This is a genomic window from Ramlibacter sp., from assembly GCF_036383835.1.
In the GTDB taxonomy this organism is placed as follows: domain Bacteria; phylum Pseudomonadota; class Gammaproteobacteria; order Burkholderiales; family Burkholderiaceae_C; genus Ramlibacter.
The window spans coordinates 20747-39648 of the sequence record NZ_DASVNN010000073.1; the positions used below are offsets into that span (position 1 = coordinate 20747).

Here is an 18902-nt window from a genome sequence, read left to right on the forward strand (position 1 = left end):
ACGCGGGCGCACACAAGGCCTGTCAGTCGACGAAGAAGTCGGGCACGAACTGCCGCGTGCCGGGCGTGACGCTATAGCGCTCGAGGTCGGTCTGCCCGTGCGCCGCGAGCAGCGTGTCGTCGATGTGGAAGTTGCCCGTGTTGTTGGGGTCCTTCGCGTCGGAGGTGAGGATCAGGTACGCCGCGTCGGCCAGGATCTCCGGCTTGCGGCAGGCGCCGAGGTCGACGCCGGGAATCATCTGCAGCGCGGCCGTCGCGATGGCCGTGCGCGGCCACAGGCTGTTGACGGCGATGCCGTAGGGGCGGAACTCGCCGGCGTGGCCGAGCGTGCACATGCTCATGCCGTACTTGGCCATGGTGTACGCGGTATGCGGCGCGAACCAGTGCGTCTTCATGGAGAGCGGCGGCGACATGTTGAGCACGTGCGCGTTGCGGCCGGCGGCCGCCGACTTCTTCAGCTCGGGGAGCACGGCCTGGGTGCACAGGTAGGTGCCGCGCGCGTTGATCCCGTTCATCAGGTCGTAGCGCTTCATCGGCGTGTGCTCGGTATCGCCGAGGCCGATCGCGCTGGCGTTGTTCACGAGGATGTCGATGCCGCCGAAGGTGAGCACCGCCTGCGCCACCGCCGCGAGCACGCCCTCTTCCTCGCGGATGTCCACCTGCAGCGGCAGGGCCTGGCCGCCGGCGGCGCGGATCGCCTCGGCCGCGCTGTAGATCGTGCCCGGCAGTTTCGGATTGGGCTCGGCCGTCTTCGCCGCGACGACGATGTTGGCGCCGTCGGCGGCGGCCCGCTTGGCGATCGCCAGGCCGATGCCGCGCGAGGCGCCGGTGATGAAGAGGGTGCGGCCTTGGAGGTTCATGGCGGCCATTCTCTTGCAAGGATTGCCGACATGGTTTTCCGTAGGTCGGGGTGAGCGGCGAAGCCCGAACCCCGACGCGTCAGCCGTGAGGTTTGGCCTGCAACCCGCGCAGATACAGATGCAGCGCCCGCAGATCCGTCTCGCTCATCTCCCGCAGCGACTCGAACGGCATCACCTTCACGGCCGTGCCGTCGGCCCGCTTGCCGGACTTGAACAGGCGCATCAGCGCATCGGCGTCGGCATAGCGGCCCATCACCGTGCCTTCGCCGGGCGTAAGGTTGGGCGCGGCTGGCCAATCGGGCGGCGCGCCGGGGATGCGGCCGCCGGTGAGCTGGGCGCCATGGCAGCCCAGGCACATGTTGGCCACGTAGCCGCCGTGCGCCACGTTGACGCCTTCGGCCACCGGCTGCGCAGGCGCCAGGCCGTGGTCGATCTTGCCGGCGGCGTCGTGGATCGCGCCGAAGCCGTACAGCACGCGCGCGGGCAGCGGCAGCTGCACCAGCGCGGGCTCGCCCGAAACGGGCGGCAGCGTGCGCACGTACGAGACCAGCGCGGCGAGGTCGGCGTCGGTGAAGCGGTTGTAGTCCTCGCTGGGCATGATCAGCAGCGGGCGGCCGCCGGGTGCCACGCCGTGGCGGATGGTACGGACCCAGTCCTCGGGCTGGTAGGCCGCCACCACGCCGCCGGGGCCGGTGGTGATGTTGGCGCCGCGGATGCGCAGGCTGCTGCCGTCGTCCACGAACATGCGGCCGCCGCCGTTGGCGCCGTGGCAGTCGACGCAGCCGCGCGAGGCGAACAGGTAGCGGCCGCGCTCGACCGTTGCCGCCTCGCGGCTGTAGGCGACGGTGCGAAGCGGCACTTCCACCTTGCGGTGCATCCTCGCATCGGCCAGCTGCAAGCCGGCGAACACGGCCCCACCCGCCAGCAGCACCAGCGCCGCCACGGCGCCGCCCGCGATCTTCAACCCTCTGCGCATCGCCTTCTCCTGAAATGGATGGTCCGTCCAGAATTGGACGTAGAATAAAAAAATGGATGCTACGTCCAATTTCTGGCCGGCGTCAATGCCGCCCCTCCCCCTCCCTTTGGGGGAGGCGTTCCTGCAGGGCACCAGCGGCGGACCGAAGCGGGAGCGCACCCAGGCGCAGCTGCTGCACGCGGCCGTGCAGGTGATCTGCGAGCGCGGACTGCCCGGCGCGACCATGCAGCAGGTGGCGCAGGCCGCCGGCGTCACGACGGCGACGCTCTACAACCACTTCGGCACCAAGGAAGCGCTGGTGCAGCGGCTGGCGGTCACGCTGGCGCAGACGCTGTGCCGCGCGATCCACGAGAGCTACGGCCACATCGCCGACGCCGCCGAACGCATGGCGATCGGCCAGCGGCGCTACGTGCTGCTGGCGATGGAGAGTCCCGCCTGGGCGCTGCTGCTGCTGGACGTGATGACGGCGACGCCGGAGGTGCTGAAGGAGATCGAGAAATACCCGCTGGCGGACCTGCGCGCGGGCGTGAAGCAGAAGAAGTTCAAGGTGCCCAGCGAGGCGATCGCGATGGACGTGATCAACGGCGTGTGCTCGACCGCCATGCGGCGCGTGGCCATGGGGGAGGCGCCGAGGAAGCACGATGCGGCTTGCGCGGCGGTGGTGTTGCGGGCGTTGGGGGTGGAGCCGGACGAGGCGGCGGAAGTCGCCGCACGGCCCCTGCCACCGTTGGGGAACGTGGAACCCGCACGGCGGGGTTCGCCTGCGGGCTCACCCCGCCCTACGAAGGCCCGCCGGAGTTCGTAGGTCGGGGTGAGCGGCGAAGCCCGAACCCCGACGCAATCAAACCTTGGAGAAATCCGGCTTGCGCTTCTCCATGAAAGCCGTGAAAGCCTCCTTCGCCGCCGGTGCGACGAGCATGCGGCCGAAGGCCTCGCCCTCGTCCACCATCTGCTGCAGCACGAGCTGCTGCTGGCCCTTCTTCATCAGGCGCTTGGTTTCCACCAGGCTCGCGAGCGGCTTGGCGGCGAGCTTCCTGGCCTGCGCGTTGGCGTAGTTGTTCGCCTCGGTGGGCGGCAGGATGCGGTTGACCAGGCCCACTTCCAGCGCCGCTTCGGCGAAGAAGGGCTCGCCCAGCATCAGCGCCTCGGCCGCGCGGTGGTAGCCGAGCATCTGCGGCACCAGCAGGCTGGAGGCCGCCTCGGGACACAGGCCCAGGTTCACGAAGGGCATCGAGAACGCCGCGTTGTCGCCGGCGTAGACCAGGTCGCAGTGCAGCAGCATGGTGGTGCCGATGCCCACGGCCGGCCCGCACACCGCCGCCAGCAAGGGCTTGGGAAAGGTCGCGATGGCCCGCAGGAAGCGGAATACCGGCGCATCCTGCCCCGCCGGCGGCTTGTCCAGGAAGTCGCCGATGTCGTTGCCGGCGCAGAACACCGTCTCGTGGCCCTGGATCATCACCACCCGCACGCCCTCGTCGGCCTGGGCCGTTCCCATCGCGTCCGCGAGCTTCGCGTACATGTCGGAGGTGATCGAGTTCTTCCGATCGAGCCGGTTGAGGGTGATGGTCATCACGCCGGCTTCGGCGTGGACGAGGATGTCGCTCATGCTTGCAATGCCTCCTTGACGAAATCGAGGCGGTCTTGCCCCCAGAACATTTCACCACCGACGAAGAAGGTCGGTGCACCGAACGCGCCGCGCGCCACGGCTTCCTGCGTGTCGGCCTTCAGTTCGTCCTTCACCGCGGGATCGGACGCCAGCGCCAGCAGCTTCTCCGCATCGAAGCCGGCCTGCTGGATCACCGCGCCGGCGACCGCCGGATCGTTCATGTTCCTGCCGTCGACCCAGATCGCGCGGTAGACCGCATCCACGAAGGACACCATGCGGTCCGGCTGGCGCAGCTGCAGGCCCAGCACCATGCGCATCAGCGTCAGCGTGTTGATCGGGAAGTGCGGGTTGTGCCGGAAGGGCACGCCGTAGCGCGCGGCGAAGCGCTGCAGGTCGTCCTGCAGGTACTGGCCCTTGGCCGGCACCTCCATCGGCGAGCGGTTGCCCGTGGCCTGGAACACGCCGCCCAGCAGGAAGGGGCGGTACTCGATCTCGGTGCGCGTTTCACGGGCGATGCGTGGCAGCTGCGTCCAGGCGAGATACGCGGCGGGGCTGCCCACATCGAAATAGAACTCGACGGCTTTGCTCATCAGAATCTCTCCATCCAGGGACGCAAATCCAGTTCGTGGGTCCAGGCGTCGCGCGGCTGGCGGTGCAGCATCCAGTAGTTCTCGGCGACGTGCTCGGGGTTCAGGATGCCCTCCTGGTCCTTCAACGCATACCGCTCGGGGAAGTTGGAGCGGATGAACTCGGTGTCGATCGCGCCGTCGATCACGACGTGGGCGACATGGATGCCGCGCGGTCCCAGTTCGCGCGCCATGCTCTGCGCCAGCGCCCGCAGCGCGGCCTTGGCACCCGCGAAGGCGGCGAAGTGGGCCGAGCCGCGCAGCGAGGCGGTGGCGCCGGTGAACAGGATGGTGCCACGGCCGCGGGGCGCCATGCAACGCGCGGCCTTGCGGCCGTTGAGGAAACCGGCGAAGCAGGCCATCTCCCAGATCTTGAAGTACTTGCGGGCGGTCTCTTCCAGGATGCTGCTGGGCACGTTGGCGCCGATGTTGAACACCATCACCTCGACGGGACCGATGCGCGCCTCGATGTCGTCGAACAGCGCCTCGACCTCTTCCTCCTGGCGGGCATCGGAGGCGAAGCCGTGCGCTTCGCCGCCGTCGGCGCGGATCTGCGCCAGCAGCGGCTGCAGCTTGTCGACTTCGCGCCGGGTCACGCAGGCGATGTAACCCTCGCGCGCGAAGCGGCGGGCGATGGCGCCGCCCGTGGCATCGCCCGCCCCCACGACCAGCGCGACAGGACGTGCAGCCTCGGCAGCCATGGCATCACTCCTTGAAGTAGACGGGATCGCGCAGCCAATCGGCCAGCCGCGGCCACAGCTTCGTTTCCTGCTCGCTGCGGAAAGGTCCGAAGTGGCCGATGCGGCGCACCTGCAGTTCGCCGGGCGCGATCTGTTCGACGTGGCGCGGCGCGTTCTCGTAGAGGGACACGAGGCTGTGCGTGCCTTGCAGCGTCATCATCTCGTCGTCGGTGATCGAGAGCGCCAGAACGGGGAAGCGCGCACGCGCATAGGCCTGGCGCACCAGCTCGCCTTCGGCGCCGACGCTGTAGCGCGGGTTCAGGCACCAGCGGCGCCACTGCATCACGACGCCCGCCGGCAGGTCGCCCACCATGCGCAGCTTGCGTCCCGGGAAATAGCCGAAGAGTCGCGTGGCGACCGGCACCAGCACGAACCAGAAATAAGGAACGATGCGCCTGAGCCGCGGCGCGTTCTCGCGCCAGTAGCCGCTGCCGGCGGCGACGCTGAGCAGGCCGCTCACCTTGTGCTGGTTGGACAACAGCCCCGGCAGCTGGGCGCCGAGGCTGTGGCCGAGGAGGTAGAGCGGCGCATGCGGCAAGGCTTCGTGCGCCTCGTCGATCGCCGCTTCGTAGTCGCGCGTCCAGTCGAACAGGTCGGCCTGGTAGCCGCGCAGGGTGGCCGGCGCCGAATCGCCGCTGCCGCGGTAGTCGAAGGTGCTGACGCGCCAGCCTTGCCGCGCCAGCCACTCCGCGAAGGGCGCGTAGAAGTCCTGCCGCACCCCCATCGCGCCGCCGATGACGACGCTGCCCTGCACGAGGCCGGAGGGCTCGTGGACGCGGCCCGCGATGCGGGCGTTGTCGGCGGCGACGAGGGTGACGCGGCGCACGGTCAGACCCGCTCGAAGATCCCCGCCGCGCCCTGGCCCATGCCGACGCACATCGTCACCATCCCGTACTTCAGGTTCTTGCGGCGCAGCGCGTGCACGACGGTGGCCGAGCGGATCGCACCGGTGGCGCCCAGCGGGTGCCCCAGCGCGATCGCGCCGCCCATGGGATTGACCTTGCCCGCATCCAGGCCCAGCGTGTCGATCACCGCGAGCGACTGCGCGGCGAAGGCTTCGTTCAGTTCGATCCAGTCGATGGCGTCCTGCTTCAGGCCCGCGGCCTTCAGCGCGGCCGGGATCGCCTCGATCGGGCCGATGCCCATGATGTGCGGCGGCACGCCGCGGCTGGCGTAGCTGACGAAGCGGGCCAGCGGCTGCAGGCCGAAGCGCTTGACGGCCGCTTCGCTCGCGAGGACCAGCGCGCCGGCGCCGTCGGAAGTCTGCGAGCTGTTGCCCGCCGTGACGCTGCCGCGCGCGGCGAACACCGGTTTCAGCTTGCCGAGGCCTTCGACGGTGGTGTCCGGACGCGCGCCTTCGTCGAGTTTGACCTTGCGCGTGGCGATGGAGACTTGCGCCTCCTCGAGATCCAGCGTGCGCTCGGCGATCTCCACTTCGGTCATCTCGCCCGCGAACTCGCCGGCCTGCATCGCGGCCAGCGCCTTCATGTGCGAGCGGTACGCGAACTCGTCCTGCGCCTCGCGGCTCACTTTCCACTGGCGCGCCACCTTCTCGGCGGTCAGGCCCATGCCGTAGGCGATGCCGTAGCTCTCGATGTCGTTCGGGTCGGAGAAGATGGTGGGCGACAGCGAGGGCGTGTTGCCCATCATCGGCACCATGCTCATGCTCTCGGTGCCGGCCGCGATCATCACGTCGGCCTCGCCGACGCGGATGCGGTCGGCGGCCATCTGCACCGCGGCGAGGCCGGAAGCGCAGAAGCGGTTGACGGTGATGCCGCCGACGCTCTTGGGCAGGCCCGCGAGCACCGCACCGATGCGCGCCACGTTCAGGCCTTGGGGGCCTTCGGGGATGGCACAGCCGCAGATGATGTCCTCGACGGCGCCCGGATCGAGTCCGGGGACCTGCGCCATCGCGGATTTCAGCACGGTGGCGAGAAGGTCGTCGGGCCGCGTGTTGCGGAAGAAACCGCGATGCGAACGACCGATCGGCGTGCGGGTGGCGGCGACGATGTAGGCGTCCTGGATTTGTTTGGTCATTTGGAAATCTCTCTCCTGTCTTGCTCCCTCTCCCGCTTGCGGGAGAGGGCTGGGGTGAGGGCGAGTGCCTCGGCCACTTGCCGGATCTTCTCCATCACCGCGTCTGTCTCTTTCAGCACCTCGTGATCCCAGAACCGCAAGGTCTGGAAACCCAGCGCCTGCATGTCCTGTGCACGCTGCTGGTCATACGCCAACTGCTCCACGTGCTGACCGCCATCCAGTTCGATCACCAATCCGATCTCGACGCACGCGAAGTCCGCGATGTACTTGCCGACGGGACGTTGGCGGCGGAATTTCAGGTCGAGGAAGCGGCGGTCGCGCAGGTGGTACCAGAGGATGTTCTCGGCGTCGGTTTGCGTCTTCCTCAGCGCCCTTGCCCTCACCCCAGCCCTCTCCCGCAAGCGGGAGAGGGAGGAAGAGGATTCGGGCGCCTCCGTCTTCATGACATCAATTCCGCACCGGCTTCCCCGTACTCAACATCCCCAGAATCCGCTCCTGCGTCTTCGGGTGCTGCACCAGTTCGCAGAACGCCCTCCGCTCCAGCGTCATCAGGTATTCCTCCGTCACCAGCGTGTTGGCATCCACATCCCCGCCGGTCACGACATTCGCGATCAGCGATGCGATGTGGAAATCGTGCTGCGATGCGAAGCCGCCATCGCGCATGTTCACCAACTGCCCCTGGATCGTCGCCTTCGCACTGCGCCCCGCCACGGCGAACTGCCGCTTGTGCGGCGCGCGATAGCCCGCGTCGTACATCGCCTTGGCCTGCTGGAGCGCCACGTACAGCAGTTCGTCCTTGTTCGGCACGATCAGGTCGCTGTCCAGCAGGTACCCCAGCTTGCGCGACTCGATGGCGCTGGTGCCCACCTTGGCCATCGCCGCGGCGGTGAAGCCTTCGGTGAGGAACTTCAGCAGGTCCTTGTCGGTGCTCGTCGCCGCGTTCTCCGCGGCGCGGCGCGCGATGTAGGTCAAGCCGCCGGCGCCGGGGACCAGGCCCACGCCGACTTCGACCAGGCCGACGTAGCTTTCCATCGCCACCACGCGCCTGGCCGAATACAGGCCCAGCTCGCAGCCGCCGCCCAGCGCCAGGCCGCGAATCGCCGACACGACCGGCACGCTGGCATAGCGCAGTCGCAGCATCGTCTGCTGCATGAAGCCTTCCGCATCCTCGATGGCCGCGACGCCCACCGCGATGAAGGCGGGCAGCGTGGATTCCAGGTCGGCGCCGGCGCTGAAGGGCTCGTCGCCCGACCACACCACCATGCCCTGGTAGTCCTTCTCCGCCATCTCGATCGCCTGCTGCAGGCCCTCGCACACCTCGGGGCTGATGGTGTGCATCTTGGTCTTGAGGCTGGCGATCAGGACCTGGTCGTCCAGCGTCCACAGGCGGATGTTCTTGTCCTCGTGCAGCGTCGTGCCCGCCGTCTCGAAGCGCGGACCGGCTTCGCCGCGCAGCAGCTCGGGGAACAGCTGGCGCTCGTACACCGGCAGCACGCGGCGCAGCTGGAACTGGCCCGCGGCCGGATTCCACGATCCCTGCTCCGTGTGCACGCCGGCCGCTTCGGCCACCGGCCCTTCGAAGACCCACTTCGGCAGCGGCGCCTTCGACAGCGCCTTGCCCGCGTCGATGTCTTCCTGCACCCACTTCGCCACCTGCAGCCAGCCGGCTTCCTGCCACAGCTCGAAAGGGCCCTGCTTCATGCCGAAGCCCCAGCGCATGGCCTGGTCGACGTCGCGCGCGGTCTCGGCGATGGTCGCGAGGTGCACCGCGGCGTAGTGGAATCCGTTGCGGAGGATGGACCACAGGAACTGTCCTTGCGGCCCGGTGGATTCGCGCAGCAGCTTCAGGCGCTCCGCCGCGGGCTTCTTCAGCATGCGGCCATACACCTCGTCGGCCTTCTCGCCGGCGGGCACGTAGTCCTCGCTCTCCAGCTCGAAGCGCAGGATGTCGCGACCCACCTTCTTGAAGAAGCCGGCCTTCGTCTTCTGGCCCAGGTTGCCCAGCTCCAGCAGCTTCTTCAGAACTTCGGGCGTGCCGAAGCTGCCGTAGAAGGGATCGGTGTCGGCCGACAACGTGTCCTGCAGCGTCTTGATGACGTGCGCCATCGTGTCGAGGCCCACGACGTCCGCCGTACGGAAGGTGCCGCTCGACGCGCGGCCGAGCTTCTTGCCGGTGAGGTCGTCGACCACGTCGAAGTTCAGGCCGAACTTCTCCACCTCGCGCATCGTCGCCAGCATGCCGGCGATGCCCACGCGGTTGGCGATGAAGTTGGGCGTGTCCTTGGCGCGCACCACGCCCTTGCCCAGGCCCGAGGTCACGAAGGTCTCGAGCTGGTCGAGGATCTCCGGCTTCGTGGTCGGCGTGGCGATCAGCTCCACCAGATACATGTACCGCGGCGGATTGAAGAAGTGGATGCCGCAGAAGCGCGGCTGGATCGCTTCCGGCAGTGCCTCCGACAACTTGGTGATCGACAGGCCCGAGGTGTTCGACGCGACGATCGCATGCCTGGCGATGTGCGGCGCGATCTTCCTGTACAGGTCCAGCTTCCAGTCCATGCGCTCGGCGATCGCCTCGATCACCAGGTCGCATTCGCCCAGCAGCCCAAGGTGCTCCTCGTAGTTCGCCGCCTGGATCAGCGCGGCGTCCTCGGGCACGCCCAGCGGCGAGGGCTTGAGCTTCTTCAGGTTGTCCACCGCCCTGGTGACGATCCCGTTCTTCGCGCCCTCTTTCGCGGGCAGGTCCAACAGCACGACCGGCACCTTGACGTTGACCAGGTGCGCGGCGATCTGCGCGCCCATCACGCCGGCGCCGAGCACGGCCACCTTCTTCACCGGGAAGCGGCTGGCGCGCGCCTTCGCGGCGGCGGCCTGCACGGCCGCCTGTTCGTCTTCGTGTTTCTGCATGCTGCTTCCTTAATTCACCCGCACCCAGGTCTGCGTGCGGTAGAACGGCCCGAGGTAGCCGCGCACCTGCAGCTTCTGGCCGCCGTCGATGGGCGCGAGCCGCAGGGTGTATTCGCGGCCGTTCTCGGGATCGAGGATCTTGCCGCCTTCCCAGGCATCCTGGCCTTCGGCCTTCTTCGCGCCGCGGATGATCTCCAGTCCGGCGATGGGCTTGCCCTTGCGCTCGTCCCTGCATTCCTCGCAGACGGCGTCGGGCCTGGTGTCCTTCTTCAGGACCTTTTCGATGCGGCCCCCGAGCGCGCCGGCGTTGTCGACGATGCGGATCTCGGCCTTGGCCTCGCCCGTCTTTTCGTCGACCTGCCGCCAGGTGCCCACGGGGGTCATCTGCGCGCAGGCGGTCGAAGCCGCGAACATCAACAACGTTGTCATCCCGGCCTTGAGAAGCCTGCCCCGGGCTCCGACCCGGGGGGATCCACGGGTGCCTGGGTCCCGGGTCGAGCCCGGGACGACAAGATTTCTGTTCATGCGAGCGCCGCGTCGGTGTCGAGCAGGTTCTTCACGCCCGAACGCGCCGTGCGCATCAGCATCGCCGTCTCGGGGAACAGCCGCGCGAAGTAGAAGCGCGCCGTCTGCAGCTTGGCCTGGTAGAACGGGTCCTGGTTGCCCTTGGCGATCTCGCGCAGCGCGACTTGCGCCATGCGCGCCCACAGGTAGCCGAATGCCAAGTGGCCCAGCACGCGCAGGTAGTCGACGGCGGCGGCGCCCACTTCGTCCGGGTTCTGGAACGCCTTGAAGCCGATCTCCGTGGTGAACTTGGTCATCTGGTCGCCGAGGTAGGCCACGGGGTTGATGAACTCCGCCATCTGCTCGTTGACGCCTTCTTCCTCCACCAGCTGCGCCACCAGCTTGCCGAACTTCTTCAGCGTGGCGCCCTGGTTGCCCAGCACCTTGCGGCCCAGCAGGTCCAGCGATTGCACGGTGTTCGTGCCTTCGTAGATCATGTTGATGCGGTTGTCGCGCGCGAACTGCGACATCCCGTGCTCCTCGATGTAGCCGTGGCCGCCGAACACCTGCAGGCAGGCGTTGGTGGAGACGTGGCCGTTGTCGGTGAGGAAGGCCTTCACGATCGGCGTGAGCAGCGCGACGAGCTCGCCCGAGTCCTTGCGCACCTTCTCGTCGGGGTGGTACAGCTCCTTGTCGATCAGCATCGTGCAGAACATCGCCAGCGCGCGGCCGCCTTCGGCATAGGCCTTGGCCGTCAGCAGCATCTTGCGCACGTCCGGGTGCACGATGATCGGGTCGGCCGGCTTGTCCTTGGCTTTCGGGCCGCTGAGGGATCGCATCTGCAGGCGCTCCTTGGCATAGGCCAGCGCGTTCTGGTACGCCACTTCGGTGAGGCCCAGCGACTGGTTGCCGACGCCGAGGCGCGCCGCGTTCATCATCACGAACATCGCCGGCAGGCCCTTGTTCGGCTCGCCCACCAGCGTGCCGACGGCGTCCTCGAGCACCAGCTGCGCGGTGGCGTTGCCGTGGATGCCCATCTTGTGCTCCAGGCCGCCGCACCAGATGCCGTTGCGCGCGCCGAGCGAGCCGTCGGCCTTCACGTGGTACTTCGGCACCAGGAACAGCGAGATGCCCTTGCTGCCCTGCGGCGCATCCGGCAGGCGCGCCAGCACCAGGTGCACGAGGTTCTCCGCCATGTCGTGCTCGCCGGCGGAGATGAAGATCTTGTTGCCGGTGATCCTGTAGGTGCCGTCGGCCTGCGGTTCGGCCTTGGTGCGCAGCAGGCCGAGGTCGGTGCCGCAGTGCGGCTCGGTCAGGCACATGGTGCCGGTCCACTCGCCGCTCACCAGCTTGGGCAGGAACAGCTTCTTCTGCTCGGGCGTGCCGTGCGCGTGCAGCGCTTCATAGGCGCCGTGCGACAGGCCGGGGTACATGGTCCAGGCCTGGTTCGCGCTATTGAGCATCTCGAACATGCACTGGTTCAGCACGAAGGGCAGGCCCTGTCCGCCGTATTCGGGATCGCACGACAGCGCCGGCCAGCCGCCTTCGATGTACTTGGCGTAGGCCTCCTTGAAACCGTCGGGCGTCTTGACTTCGTGCGTCTCCTTGTCCAGCGTGCAGCCCTGCTGGTCGCCGGTGCGGTTCAGCGGGAACGCCACTTCGGCGGCGAACTTGCCGCCCTCTTCCAGCACCGCGTTGACGGTGTCCACGTCGAGGTCCGCGTGGCGGGGGATCTGCTTGAGCTCCTGGGTCATGTCGAACAGCTCGTGGATCACGAACTGCATGTCGCGCAGGGGCGGGTTGTAGATCGGCATCTTCTCTTTACTCCTTGGCGCTGCGCGCCGTGCGGGCGTTCTTGGTGGGGGACTTGGTGGCGGCGGGCGGCGTGGCGCCGTACCGCTGCAGGATGTTCTCGAAACCCGCGTTGGCGCGGGCGATGGATCCGGGATTCTTCAGGAAACGCGCTTCGTAGTGCAGCGCGAGGATCAGGCCGTGGATCTCGAAGAGCATCTGCTCCTCGTCCGTGGAAGGGGCCAGGTGGCCTTCCTCCTTGGACACGGCGATGGCGCGCTTCATGGCGGCGTGCCAGGTCTGCACCGAGTGGGCCAGCGCGTCGCGCACCGGGCCCGGACGGTCGTCGAATTCGACGGCGCCGCTGATGTAGAGGCAGCCCGAGTCGATCTCGACGGAGGTGCGCTTCATCCAGTGGGCGAACATCGCGCGCAGGCGCGGCAGCCCGCGCGCTTCGGTGAGCGCCGGATAGAAGACCTCTTCCTCGAAGCGGTTGTGGTACTCGCGGATGACGGAGATCTGCAGCTCCTCGCGGGAGCCGAAGTGGGCGAAGACGCCCGACTTGCTCATCTGCGTCACTTCCGCCAGCGCGCCGATCGACAGGCCTTCCAGGCCGATCTGCGTGGCCAGCCCGAGGGCCGCGTCCACGATCGCGGCCTTGGTCTGCTGGCCCTTCTGCAAGGCCTTGCCCTCCCGGGCGCGGCCGGGCTTCACGGGCAGTTCGGTGACGGACATGGGAAGCTGGATCGAAATAAAACGAACGGTCGTTCTATTTTGACCTATTTCCGTGAAGCGTGGGAAGGGAGCTCCGGTTTAGAGCGGCGCATCCAGACGGGCGGCGCCTGGCGCAATCCCCTGCCGCCTGAAGGCACGCATGCAAAGAAATGCGGCAACCTGTTCCGGAAGGAGCACAGTGCGAGGCGGATCGAACGGATCGCAGGAGCGTCGGGGCGCCCAACTCGAACGGTCGCGCTCGGTCCAGCCGGAGGACCGCGTGCCGAATCTCGAACACGAGCTGGAGCAGCTGGCGGCTGCGGATCGCCACATCGAGCGCGCGGAGTTCTTCGTCGCCCAATTGCGCAACGCCCGGCAGGTCCAGCACGCGCGCGGCCTGAACGTGGCCGCCGCCGAAGACACCTTGCAGGCGGCGGTGCAGACCCTCGACGTCTTCCTCCTGCATCGTCGCCTGATCCGCGAGATCATCGACGACCTCCGGGCGGGCAGGCTGCCGGGCGATTAGGCGCCCGCACAACGCCCCCACCGCATTCGCTTGCCCGCGTCCATCGTTCCCTCTACAAGGGACGGCGGAGAAACACACTCGCCGACTTCGCCATGAAACGCTTGCTTCACGCCCTCTGCAGCGCCACCCTGCTCGCCGCCGCCACCCTCGCCCACGCCGACATCGACCGGCCTGCCGCGGAGAGCTTGGTGCGCAAGTCGGGGCTGTGGGAGCAGCTGGCCGGCGTCGGGCCGCAGGTCGAAGCCGGGATCCAGCAGTCGCTGGCCCAGGGCGGCATGGCGCCCGGCGAGTCCGAGAAGGCGCGGCTCACCCAGGTGATCCGCATGGCCTATGCGCCGGAGCGCCTGCGCGCGGTCAGCACCGGCGTGATCGCCGCCCGCATGCGGCCGCAGCACCTGAACGCGCTGCGTCAATGGTTCGATTCGCCTCAGGGGCAGGCCGTGACGCGCGTCGAAGAGGAAGCCGGCTCCGCGCAAGGCGATCCGAACCTTGCCATGAAGGAGGGCGTGGCCCTGCTCAAGTCCATGCCCGCCGACCGGCGCAAGCTGCTGGAAGACCTGCTCGCGGCGACGCACGCGGCCGACGCCCTGGTGCAGATCACGATCGGCACGGCCGTCGCCGCGCAGGTCGGCGTCGCCAGCACGATGCCGAACGGTGGCGCACCGAGCCCCGCCGAAGTCCGCGGCATGCTGGAGGCGCAGCGGCCCGAGATGCTCAAGGCCTTCGGCGCCATGATGCTGGCGTCCTTCGCGCACACCTACGCGAAGATCCCTTCGCCGCAGCTGCGCCAGTACGTGGCCTTCATCCGCACGCCGGCCGGCACGCACTTCAACGCGGCGGCCATGGAGGCCATGGCCGCCGCGCTCACCGACGCCGCCGCGGAGATGGGGCGACGGCTGCCCGGCACGCGCGACGGCCGGAACACCTGACACCTGACACCTGACACCTGACACCTGCCGCCGCCGTCCGGCGCGAACGGCTGGCGCGGTGCCCTGGCGCGTAGCTGATCCACGCTACCATTGCCGCCACCCACCGCATCCGCCATGACCCTCGACGAGTCGTTCCGCGAACTCGGCCTCTCCCCCGGCAGCAGCGACGCCGACGTGAAGGTCGCCTGGCGGCGGCTCGCCGCGCACTGGCATCCCGACCGCAATGCGAGCCCGCACGCGCTGCGCAAGATCCAGCGCATCAACCGGGCGGTCGAGGAGATCCGGCAGTGGCGCGCGAGCGGTTACGCCGACCTGCAGCGGACGCCGGAAGCGCCTGCCGGCGCGCCCGAAGTCGTCGTCGACCAGCAGGTCTCGATCACGCTGGAGGAGGCCTGCGCCGGCTGCAGCCGCGACCTGCATGGCGAGGTGGTGGAGGACTGCGCGGAATGCCGCGGCAGCGGACGCGAAGCGCGCAGCAGCATGTGCACGCGATGCGACGGCGAGGGCCGCGCGCGATCGCACTTCTGGTTCCCGTGGCTCGCGGCCGGCGGCCCATGCGACACCTGCGCCGGAAGGGGCGTGGTGCACGCCGCCTGCTCCGCCTGTTCCGGCCAGGGACGGACGCGGCCGCGCAAGTACCGTTGCCGCATCGACGTGCCGGCGGGCACCCGCCACGGCGAGACGCTGCACGTGCACGCCCGCGTGCAGGGACGCCAGCGCGAGCACGCGCTGCACCTGCGCGTGAGCGTGGAGCTGCAGCAGCATGACGTGTTCCGCATGGAAGCCGACGGCACCGTGCAATGCGCGATGCCGGTCGACGGCTTCGCCTGGATGGCGGAGCGCTGGACGGAAGTGCCCTCGCCGCGCGGACTGCAGCAGATGCGCCTGCGGCGCAACGCGCTCACCTACCGCATCAAGGGCCACGGGCTCGGCGGCGCGGACTGCATCGTCACCATCGAGCCGCTGTTCCCGGCGGAGCTCGGCGCCGAGCAGCAATTGCTGATCGACCGCCTGATCGCGGGCAACACCGGCGCGCGCGGCACCGCCGCCCGCAAGCGCATGGACGCGTGGCAGGCGCAACTGGCCGGCCGAATCAGGCGCCAGGCGCCGCCCTGAGATGCGGAGGGTCGCCCGGTTCAGCGCGCGCTGCGGCTGATCCCGTCCACCACCATCTTCGATCCCTCGGCGATCATCACCACGTCGCCGCCCAGCTGGGCATAGCGGTATCCGGGCGGCAGGTTCGGCAGGCTGGGCACCAGGTCCCCGGGCACCGCTTTCACGGCCGCGCCGCGCGGCACCCGCTCGCCGATGCGCCAGATCGCAGCCCGGCCGGACACCGGGTGTTCGTCGTAGTACTTGTGCACCGCGGTGCGATGCCTGTCGCCGAAGAAGGCGCCCGGCGCCAGCGCCTTGCGCGCGAAGTGCGTGCCCTTGCCGACCTCGCTGAACTGCACGCTGGAGTCGAAGCGGTCGTCGAGCGTCTGCTTGGCGGCGCGCTGCGAGCCGGACAGCTCCTGCGTCACCGGCATGGCCGCGGCGGCTGCCGGCGCGGCCATCGCCACGGCCGGCGCCGCGCCCATCGCCCGGGCCTGCACCGCGGGCGCCGGCTTCTTCGCGACCTTCGGGACGTTCTGGACCTTCGAGCCCTTCGGGGCCTTCGCGGTCACGGCAGGCCGCGCTGCCGCGTGCCTGGCGGGGCCCGGCCTCAAGGTCATGGGCTTGGGCCGCACGCTGCGCGCGGGAGCGATCTGGTGGAGCGGCCGGCCCGCCACCGCGGGCGCGAACGGATCGTCGATCGGGCTTTCGGCAAAAGCCGCCGGCGCCCCGGCCAGCAGCAGCACGGCGGGCAGGAGCAGCAGTGGGAACTTCGCGTCCATGGTTTTCCTCGAGGCGGGCACGCCCGCCGACGTGGCACTTTGAGGTCAGCCATGGGATGCGCGATGTCCGCCCGCATCCGCTTCGCGGGTCGGACTCCGCCGACGGCCTGGCTCAGCCGCCGCGGCCGCCCGCCGGCCAGGAACGGATCGCGTCCAGCAGCTGCTCCGGTGCGAAGGGCTTGGTGAAGTGCAGGTCGAAGCCGGCTTCCATCGCCCTGCGCCGGTCCTCCTCCTGGCCCCAGCCGGTGGCGGCGATCAGCAGCGCGCGGGGGCCCCAGGGCTGCGCGCGCACCTGGCGCGCCACCTCGTAACCATTCAGGCCGGGCATCCCGATGTCCAGCACCAGCACCTGCGGCTGCAGGTAGGCGGCCAGCCCGGCCGCGGCATGGCCGTCGTGCGCCACTTTCACCTCGTGCCCTTCCAGGCGCAGGAGTTCGGCCAGCACCTCCGCCGCATCCACGTTGTCGTCCGCGAGCAGCACGAGGCGGCTGCGTCCGGCGGCGGCCGGCTGCGCGGCAGGCGCAACGCGCGCGGGTTCGTCGGGATGCTCCAGCAGCGGCAGCCGCACCTCGAAGCGGCTGCCCTGGCCCAGGCCCCCGCTGTACGCCGTGATCGTGCCGCCGTGCAGTTCGACCAGTCCCTTGGCCAGTGCGAGGCCGATGCCGAGGCCGCCTTCGGCACGGTCCAGGGCCGCCTGCTCCTGCGCGAACATCGCGAACACCTTCTGCAGCGCCTCCGCGCCCAGGCCGATGCCGGTGTCGGTGACGGTGAACAGCACCCACGCGCCGTCGATGCCCACTTCGAGCGTGATCCGTCCCCCGTGGTCGGTGTACTTCGCCGCGTTGTTCAGCAGGTTCGCCAGCACCTGCGACAACCGCAGGGGATCGGCGCGCACCCACTGCTGCGGCCGCGACACGCGCGCGCCCAGCGTGTGGCGCTTGGCTTCGGCCAGCGGCGCCGCCGCTTCCAGCGCGGTGTCGACGATGGCCTGCACCCGCACCCACTCGGGCTTGAGCACCAGCCGGCGCTGCGTGATGCGCGCGACGTCGATCAGGTCGTCGAGCAGGCGCGCCATGTGGCCCACCTGCCGGCCGATGATCTCCACCGAGCGCTTGCGCACCGCCTCGGACACCTGCTCCTTGGCCAGCAGGTGCACCGCGGTGCGGATCGGCGCCAGGGGGTTGCGCAGCTCGTGCGCCAGCGTGGCGAGGAAGACGTCCTTCTGGCGATCCGCCGCTTCCAGCGCCAGGGTGGCGCGGCGCGCGTCCTCGATGTCGCTGGCCGTGCCGAACCAGCGCAGCACCTTGCCCTGCGCGTCGCGCTGCGGCACCGCGCGCGTGTGGAACCAGCGCCAGACGCCGTCGTGGCGGCGCAGGCGCATCTCAGCGTTCCACTCGCCGCCCTGCTCGCGGATTTCCTTCCACTGCGAGCGCACCCGCTCCGTGTCCTCGGGATGCAGCGCCTCGGTCCAGCCCTGGCCGAGCGCGTTCTCCTCCGCCTGGCCGGTGTAGGCGACCCACTGCGAGTTCAGGCGCTCCACCTTGCCGGAGGGCGCGGCTTCCCAGGCGATCGCCGGGATGCTGTTGGAGAAGGCGAGCAGCGCCTGCTGCGCCCGCATCTGCTCCGTGACCTCGACGCCATACACGAAGATCCCGTCGACGCTGCCGGCCGGGTTCACCAGGGGCTGGTACACGAAGTCGACCCAGGCTTCGCGCTGCTCGCCGTCTTGCTGGTGCAGCAGCGCGCGCACGCCGCGGCCGACGAAGGGCTCCCCGGTTCGCAAGACCTGGTCCAGCAGCGCGACGAAGCCCTGCTCCTCCGCTTCGGGGACCGCCTGGCGCAAGGTGAGGCCGAGCAGCTTGCGGTAGCCCACCAGCTGTTCGTAGGCCGGATTGACCACCTCGAACACGTAATCGGGCGCGTGCAGCACCGCGACGAAGCCCGGCGCCTGCTGGAACAGGGCCTGCAGCCGCTCCTGCTCGGCACGCTGGTGGCGCTCCGCCAGCACCATGCCGGTGGTTTCGGTGCAGACACAGTAGAAGCCGGCCGTGCGCCCCGCTTCGTCCAGCACGGGCGAATACGAAAAGGTGAACCAGGTGTCCTCCTCGTAGCCCTTGCGCTGCATGCGCAGCAGCAGGTTCTCCATCAGGAAGGTCTCGCCCGCCAGCGCCCGCTCGACGAGGGGCATGATGTCCTCGAGGATGTCGTACCAGACGGTGCGGAAAGGACTGCCCAGGGCGGCCGGGTGCTTGCGGCCCAGGACCTCCGCGTAGGCGTCGTTGTAGAGCATCTCCAGGGTGGGCCCCCAGGCGACGAACATGGGAAAGCCGGAGCCCAGCATCAGGTGCACCACCGACCGCAGCGACTGCGGCCAGCCGCGCGGCCCGCCCACCGCGGTGGCGGACCAGTCGTGCGAGCGCATCAGGCCCGCCATGGCAGAGGTGCCCGCCAGGAAGGCGGGCTGCGGTTCGGGATGCATGGACCGAAGTCTATGCAAGCCCGGCGGCTCGTGGCCGGAGGCAGACGGACGCGGGACCGCGTCCGTGCGCGTCACGGCCGCCTGTCTCCCCGGATGGATGCGATTCAGCGCAGCAGCGTGCGGCCTTCCAGCAGGTCGGCCAGTTCCTTGTGGGCGGCGGGGGTCAGAGGCCACGCAGCCGGCGGGCGCGGCGCGCCGCAGTCCGGCCCGATCGCCTGCAGCGCGGCCTTCACCACGCTGACGTTGGCGCCGTTGTTCTCCTGCGCGCGCAGGTCCTCGAAGGCGCGCATGCGGCCGATCAGGCGCATGGCCTCGGCGTAGTCGCCGCCCTCCA

18 protein-coding genes and 1 pseudogene are annotated in these 18902 nt (G+C 69.3%); 4 read left to right on the forward strand and 15 right to left on the reverse strand.

Annotation, left to right across the window (positions count from 1 at the left end; translation table 11 throughout):
- Nucleotides 1–22: 22 nt before the first annotated feature.
- Both VF522_RS12375 and VF522_RS12380 read right to left on the reverse strand, forming a co-directional pair.
- On the reverse strand, nucleotides 23–859 hold the full coding sequence (locus VF522_RS12375) for an NAD(P)-dependent oxidoreductase (protein WP_330908575.1): 837 nt from the start codon (nucleotides 857–859) through the stop codon (nucleotides 23–25).
- 79 nt (nucleotides 860–938) lie between these two features.
- Complete coding sequence (locus VF522_RS12380; protein ID WP_330908576.1) at nucleotides 939–1835, reverse strand: cytochrome c; 897 nt, start codon at nucleotides 1833–1835, stop codon at nucleotides 939–941.
- A gap of 85 nt (nucleotides 1836–1920) precedes the next feature.
- On the opposite strand from VF522_RS12380, the gene VF522_RS12385 reads away from it, so the two are divergent.
- Nucleotides 1921–2640, forward strand: coding sequence for a TetR/AcrR family transcriptional regulator (locus tag VF522_RS12385; RefSeq protein ID WP_330908577.1), 720 nt, complete (start codon nucleotides 1921–1923; stop codon nucleotides 2638–2640).
- A gap of 36 nt (nucleotides 2641–2676) precedes the next feature.
- Here VF522_RS12385 and VF522_RS12390 read toward each other — a convergent pair whose 3' ends face one another.
- The 10 genes from VF522_RS12390 to VF522_RS12435 all read right to left on the reverse strand — a co-directional run bounded on the left by VF522_RS12390 (nucleotide 2677) and on the right by VF522_RS12435 (nucleotide 12778).
- A complete protein-coding gene (locus VF522_RS12390) occupies nucleotides 2677–3441 on the reverse strand; it encodes an enoyl-CoA hydratase (RefSeq protein WP_330908578.1) in 765 nt (254 codons plus the stop codon).
- On the reverse strand, nucleotides 3438–4031 hold the full coding sequence (locus VF522_RS12395) for a 2-hydroxychromene-2-carboxylate isomerase (RefSeq protein WP_330908579.1): 594 nt from the start codon (nucleotides 4029–4031) through the stop codon (nucleotides 3438–3440). Before VF522_RS12395 ends, VF522_RS12390 begins: the two co-directional genes overlap by 4 nt.
- Nucleotides 4031–4768: an SDR family oxidoreductase gene (locus VF522_RS12400; RefSeq protein ID WP_330908580.1), complete on the reverse strand. Its 738-nt coding sequence runs from the start codon at nucleotides 4766–4768 to the stop codon at nucleotides 4031–4033. Before VF522_RS12400 ends, VF522_RS12395 begins: the two co-directional genes overlap by 1 nt.
- A gap of 4 nt (nucleotides 4769–4772) precedes the next feature.
- Nucleotides 4773–5633 carry an alpha/beta fold hydrolase gene (locus VF522_RS12405; protein ID WP_330908581.1) on the reverse strand — a complete coding sequence of 287 codons (861 nt, stop codon included), beginning with the start codon at nucleotides 5631–5633 and terminating at the stop codon, nucleotides 4773–4775.
- A 2-nt stretch (nucleotides 5634–5635) separates the two neighbouring features.
- Nucleotides 5636–6844, reverse strand: a complete 1209-nt coding sequence (locus tag VF522_RS12410) for an acetyl-CoA C-acyltransferase (RefSeq protein WP_330908582.1) — start codon at nucleotides 6842–6844, stop codon at nucleotides 5636–5638.
- Nucleotides 6841–7287 (reverse strand): endonuclease domain-containing protein, encoded by a 447-nt coding sequence (locus VF522_RS12415; RefSeq protein WP_330908583.1) that lies wholly within the window; start codon nucleotides 7285–7287, stop codon nucleotides 6841–6843. Before VF522_RS12415 ends, VF522_RS12410 begins: the two co-directional genes overlap by 4 nt.
- 4 nt (nucleotides 7288–7291) lie before the next feature.
- Nucleotides 7292–9748: a 3-hydroxyacyl-CoA dehydrogenase/enoyl-CoA hydratase family protein gene (locus VF522_RS12420; protein ID WP_330908584.1), complete on the reverse strand. Its 2457-nt coding sequence runs from the start codon at nucleotides 9746–9748 to the stop codon at nucleotides 7292–7294.
- A 9-nt stretch (nucleotides 9749–9757) separates the two neighbouring features.
- Nucleotides 9758–10177, reverse strand: coding sequence for a DUF2147 domain-containing protein (locus tag VF522_RS12425; RefSeq protein WP_330908585.1), 420 nt, complete (start codon nucleotides 10175–10177; stop codon nucleotides 9758–9760).
- A gap of 92 nt (nucleotides 10178–10269) precedes the next feature.
- Nucleotides 10270–12066, reverse strand: a complete 1797-nt coding sequence (locus tag VF522_RS12430; protein ID WP_330908586.1) for an acyl-CoA dehydrogenase C-terminal domain-containing protein — start codon at nucleotides 12064–12066, stop codon at nucleotides 10270–10272.
- A 7-nt stretch (nucleotides 12067–12073) separates the two neighbouring features.
- Complete coding sequence (locus tag VF522_RS12435; protein ID WP_330908587.1) at nucleotides 12074–12778, reverse strand: TetR/AcrR family transcriptional regulator; 705 nt, start codon at nucleotides 12776–12778, stop codon at nucleotides 12074–12076.
- A gap of 259 nt (nucleotides 12779–13037) precedes the next feature.
- On the opposite strand from VF522_RS12435, the gene VF522_RS12440 reads away from it, so the two are divergent.
- From VF522_RS12440 to VF522_RS12450, 3 genes are all read left to right on the forward strand, one after another.
- Complete coding sequence (locus VF522_RS12440; RefSeq protein ID WP_330908588.1) at nucleotides 13038–13283, forward strand: hypothetical protein; 246 nt, start codon at nucleotides 13038–13040, stop codon at nucleotides 13281–13283.
- A gap of 92 nt (nucleotides 13284–13375) precedes the next feature.
- Complete coding sequence (locus VF522_RS12445; protein WP_330908589.1) at nucleotides 13376–14212, forward strand: hypothetical protein; 837 nt, start codon at nucleotides 13376–13378, stop codon at nucleotides 14210–14212.
- Between the two features lie 114 nt (nucleotides 14213–14326).
- Nucleotides 14327–15328 (forward strand): DnaJ domain-containing protein, encoded by a 1002-nt coding sequence (locus VF522_RS12450; RefSeq protein ID WP_330908590.1) that lies wholly within the window; start codon nucleotides 14327–14329, stop codon nucleotides 15326–15328.
- 20 nt (nucleotides 15329–15348) lie between these two features.
- Here the strand turns inward: VF522_RS12450 and VF522_RS12455 are convergent, their stop codons facing one another.
- From VF522_RS12455 to VF522_RS12465, 3 genes and pseudogenes are all read right to left on the reverse strand, one after another.
- A complete protein-coding gene (locus tag VF522_RS12455; protein WP_330908591.1) occupies nucleotides 15349–16089 on the reverse strand; it encodes a hypothetical protein in 741 nt (246 codons plus the stop codon).
- A 112-nt stretch (nucleotides 16090–16201) separates the two neighbouring features.
- Nucleotides 16202–18568: a hybrid sensor histidine kinase/response regulator gene (locus tag VF522_RS12460; RefSeq protein ID WP_330908592.1), complete on the reverse strand. Its 2367-nt coding sequence runs from the start codon at nucleotides 18566–18568 to the stop codon at nucleotides 16202–16204.
- Nucleotides 18569–18672: 104 nt separating this feature from the next.
- A pseudogene (locus VF522_RS12465) lies at nucleotides 18673–18902 on the reverse strand (dihydrodipicolinate synthase family protein); the annotation flags it as partial.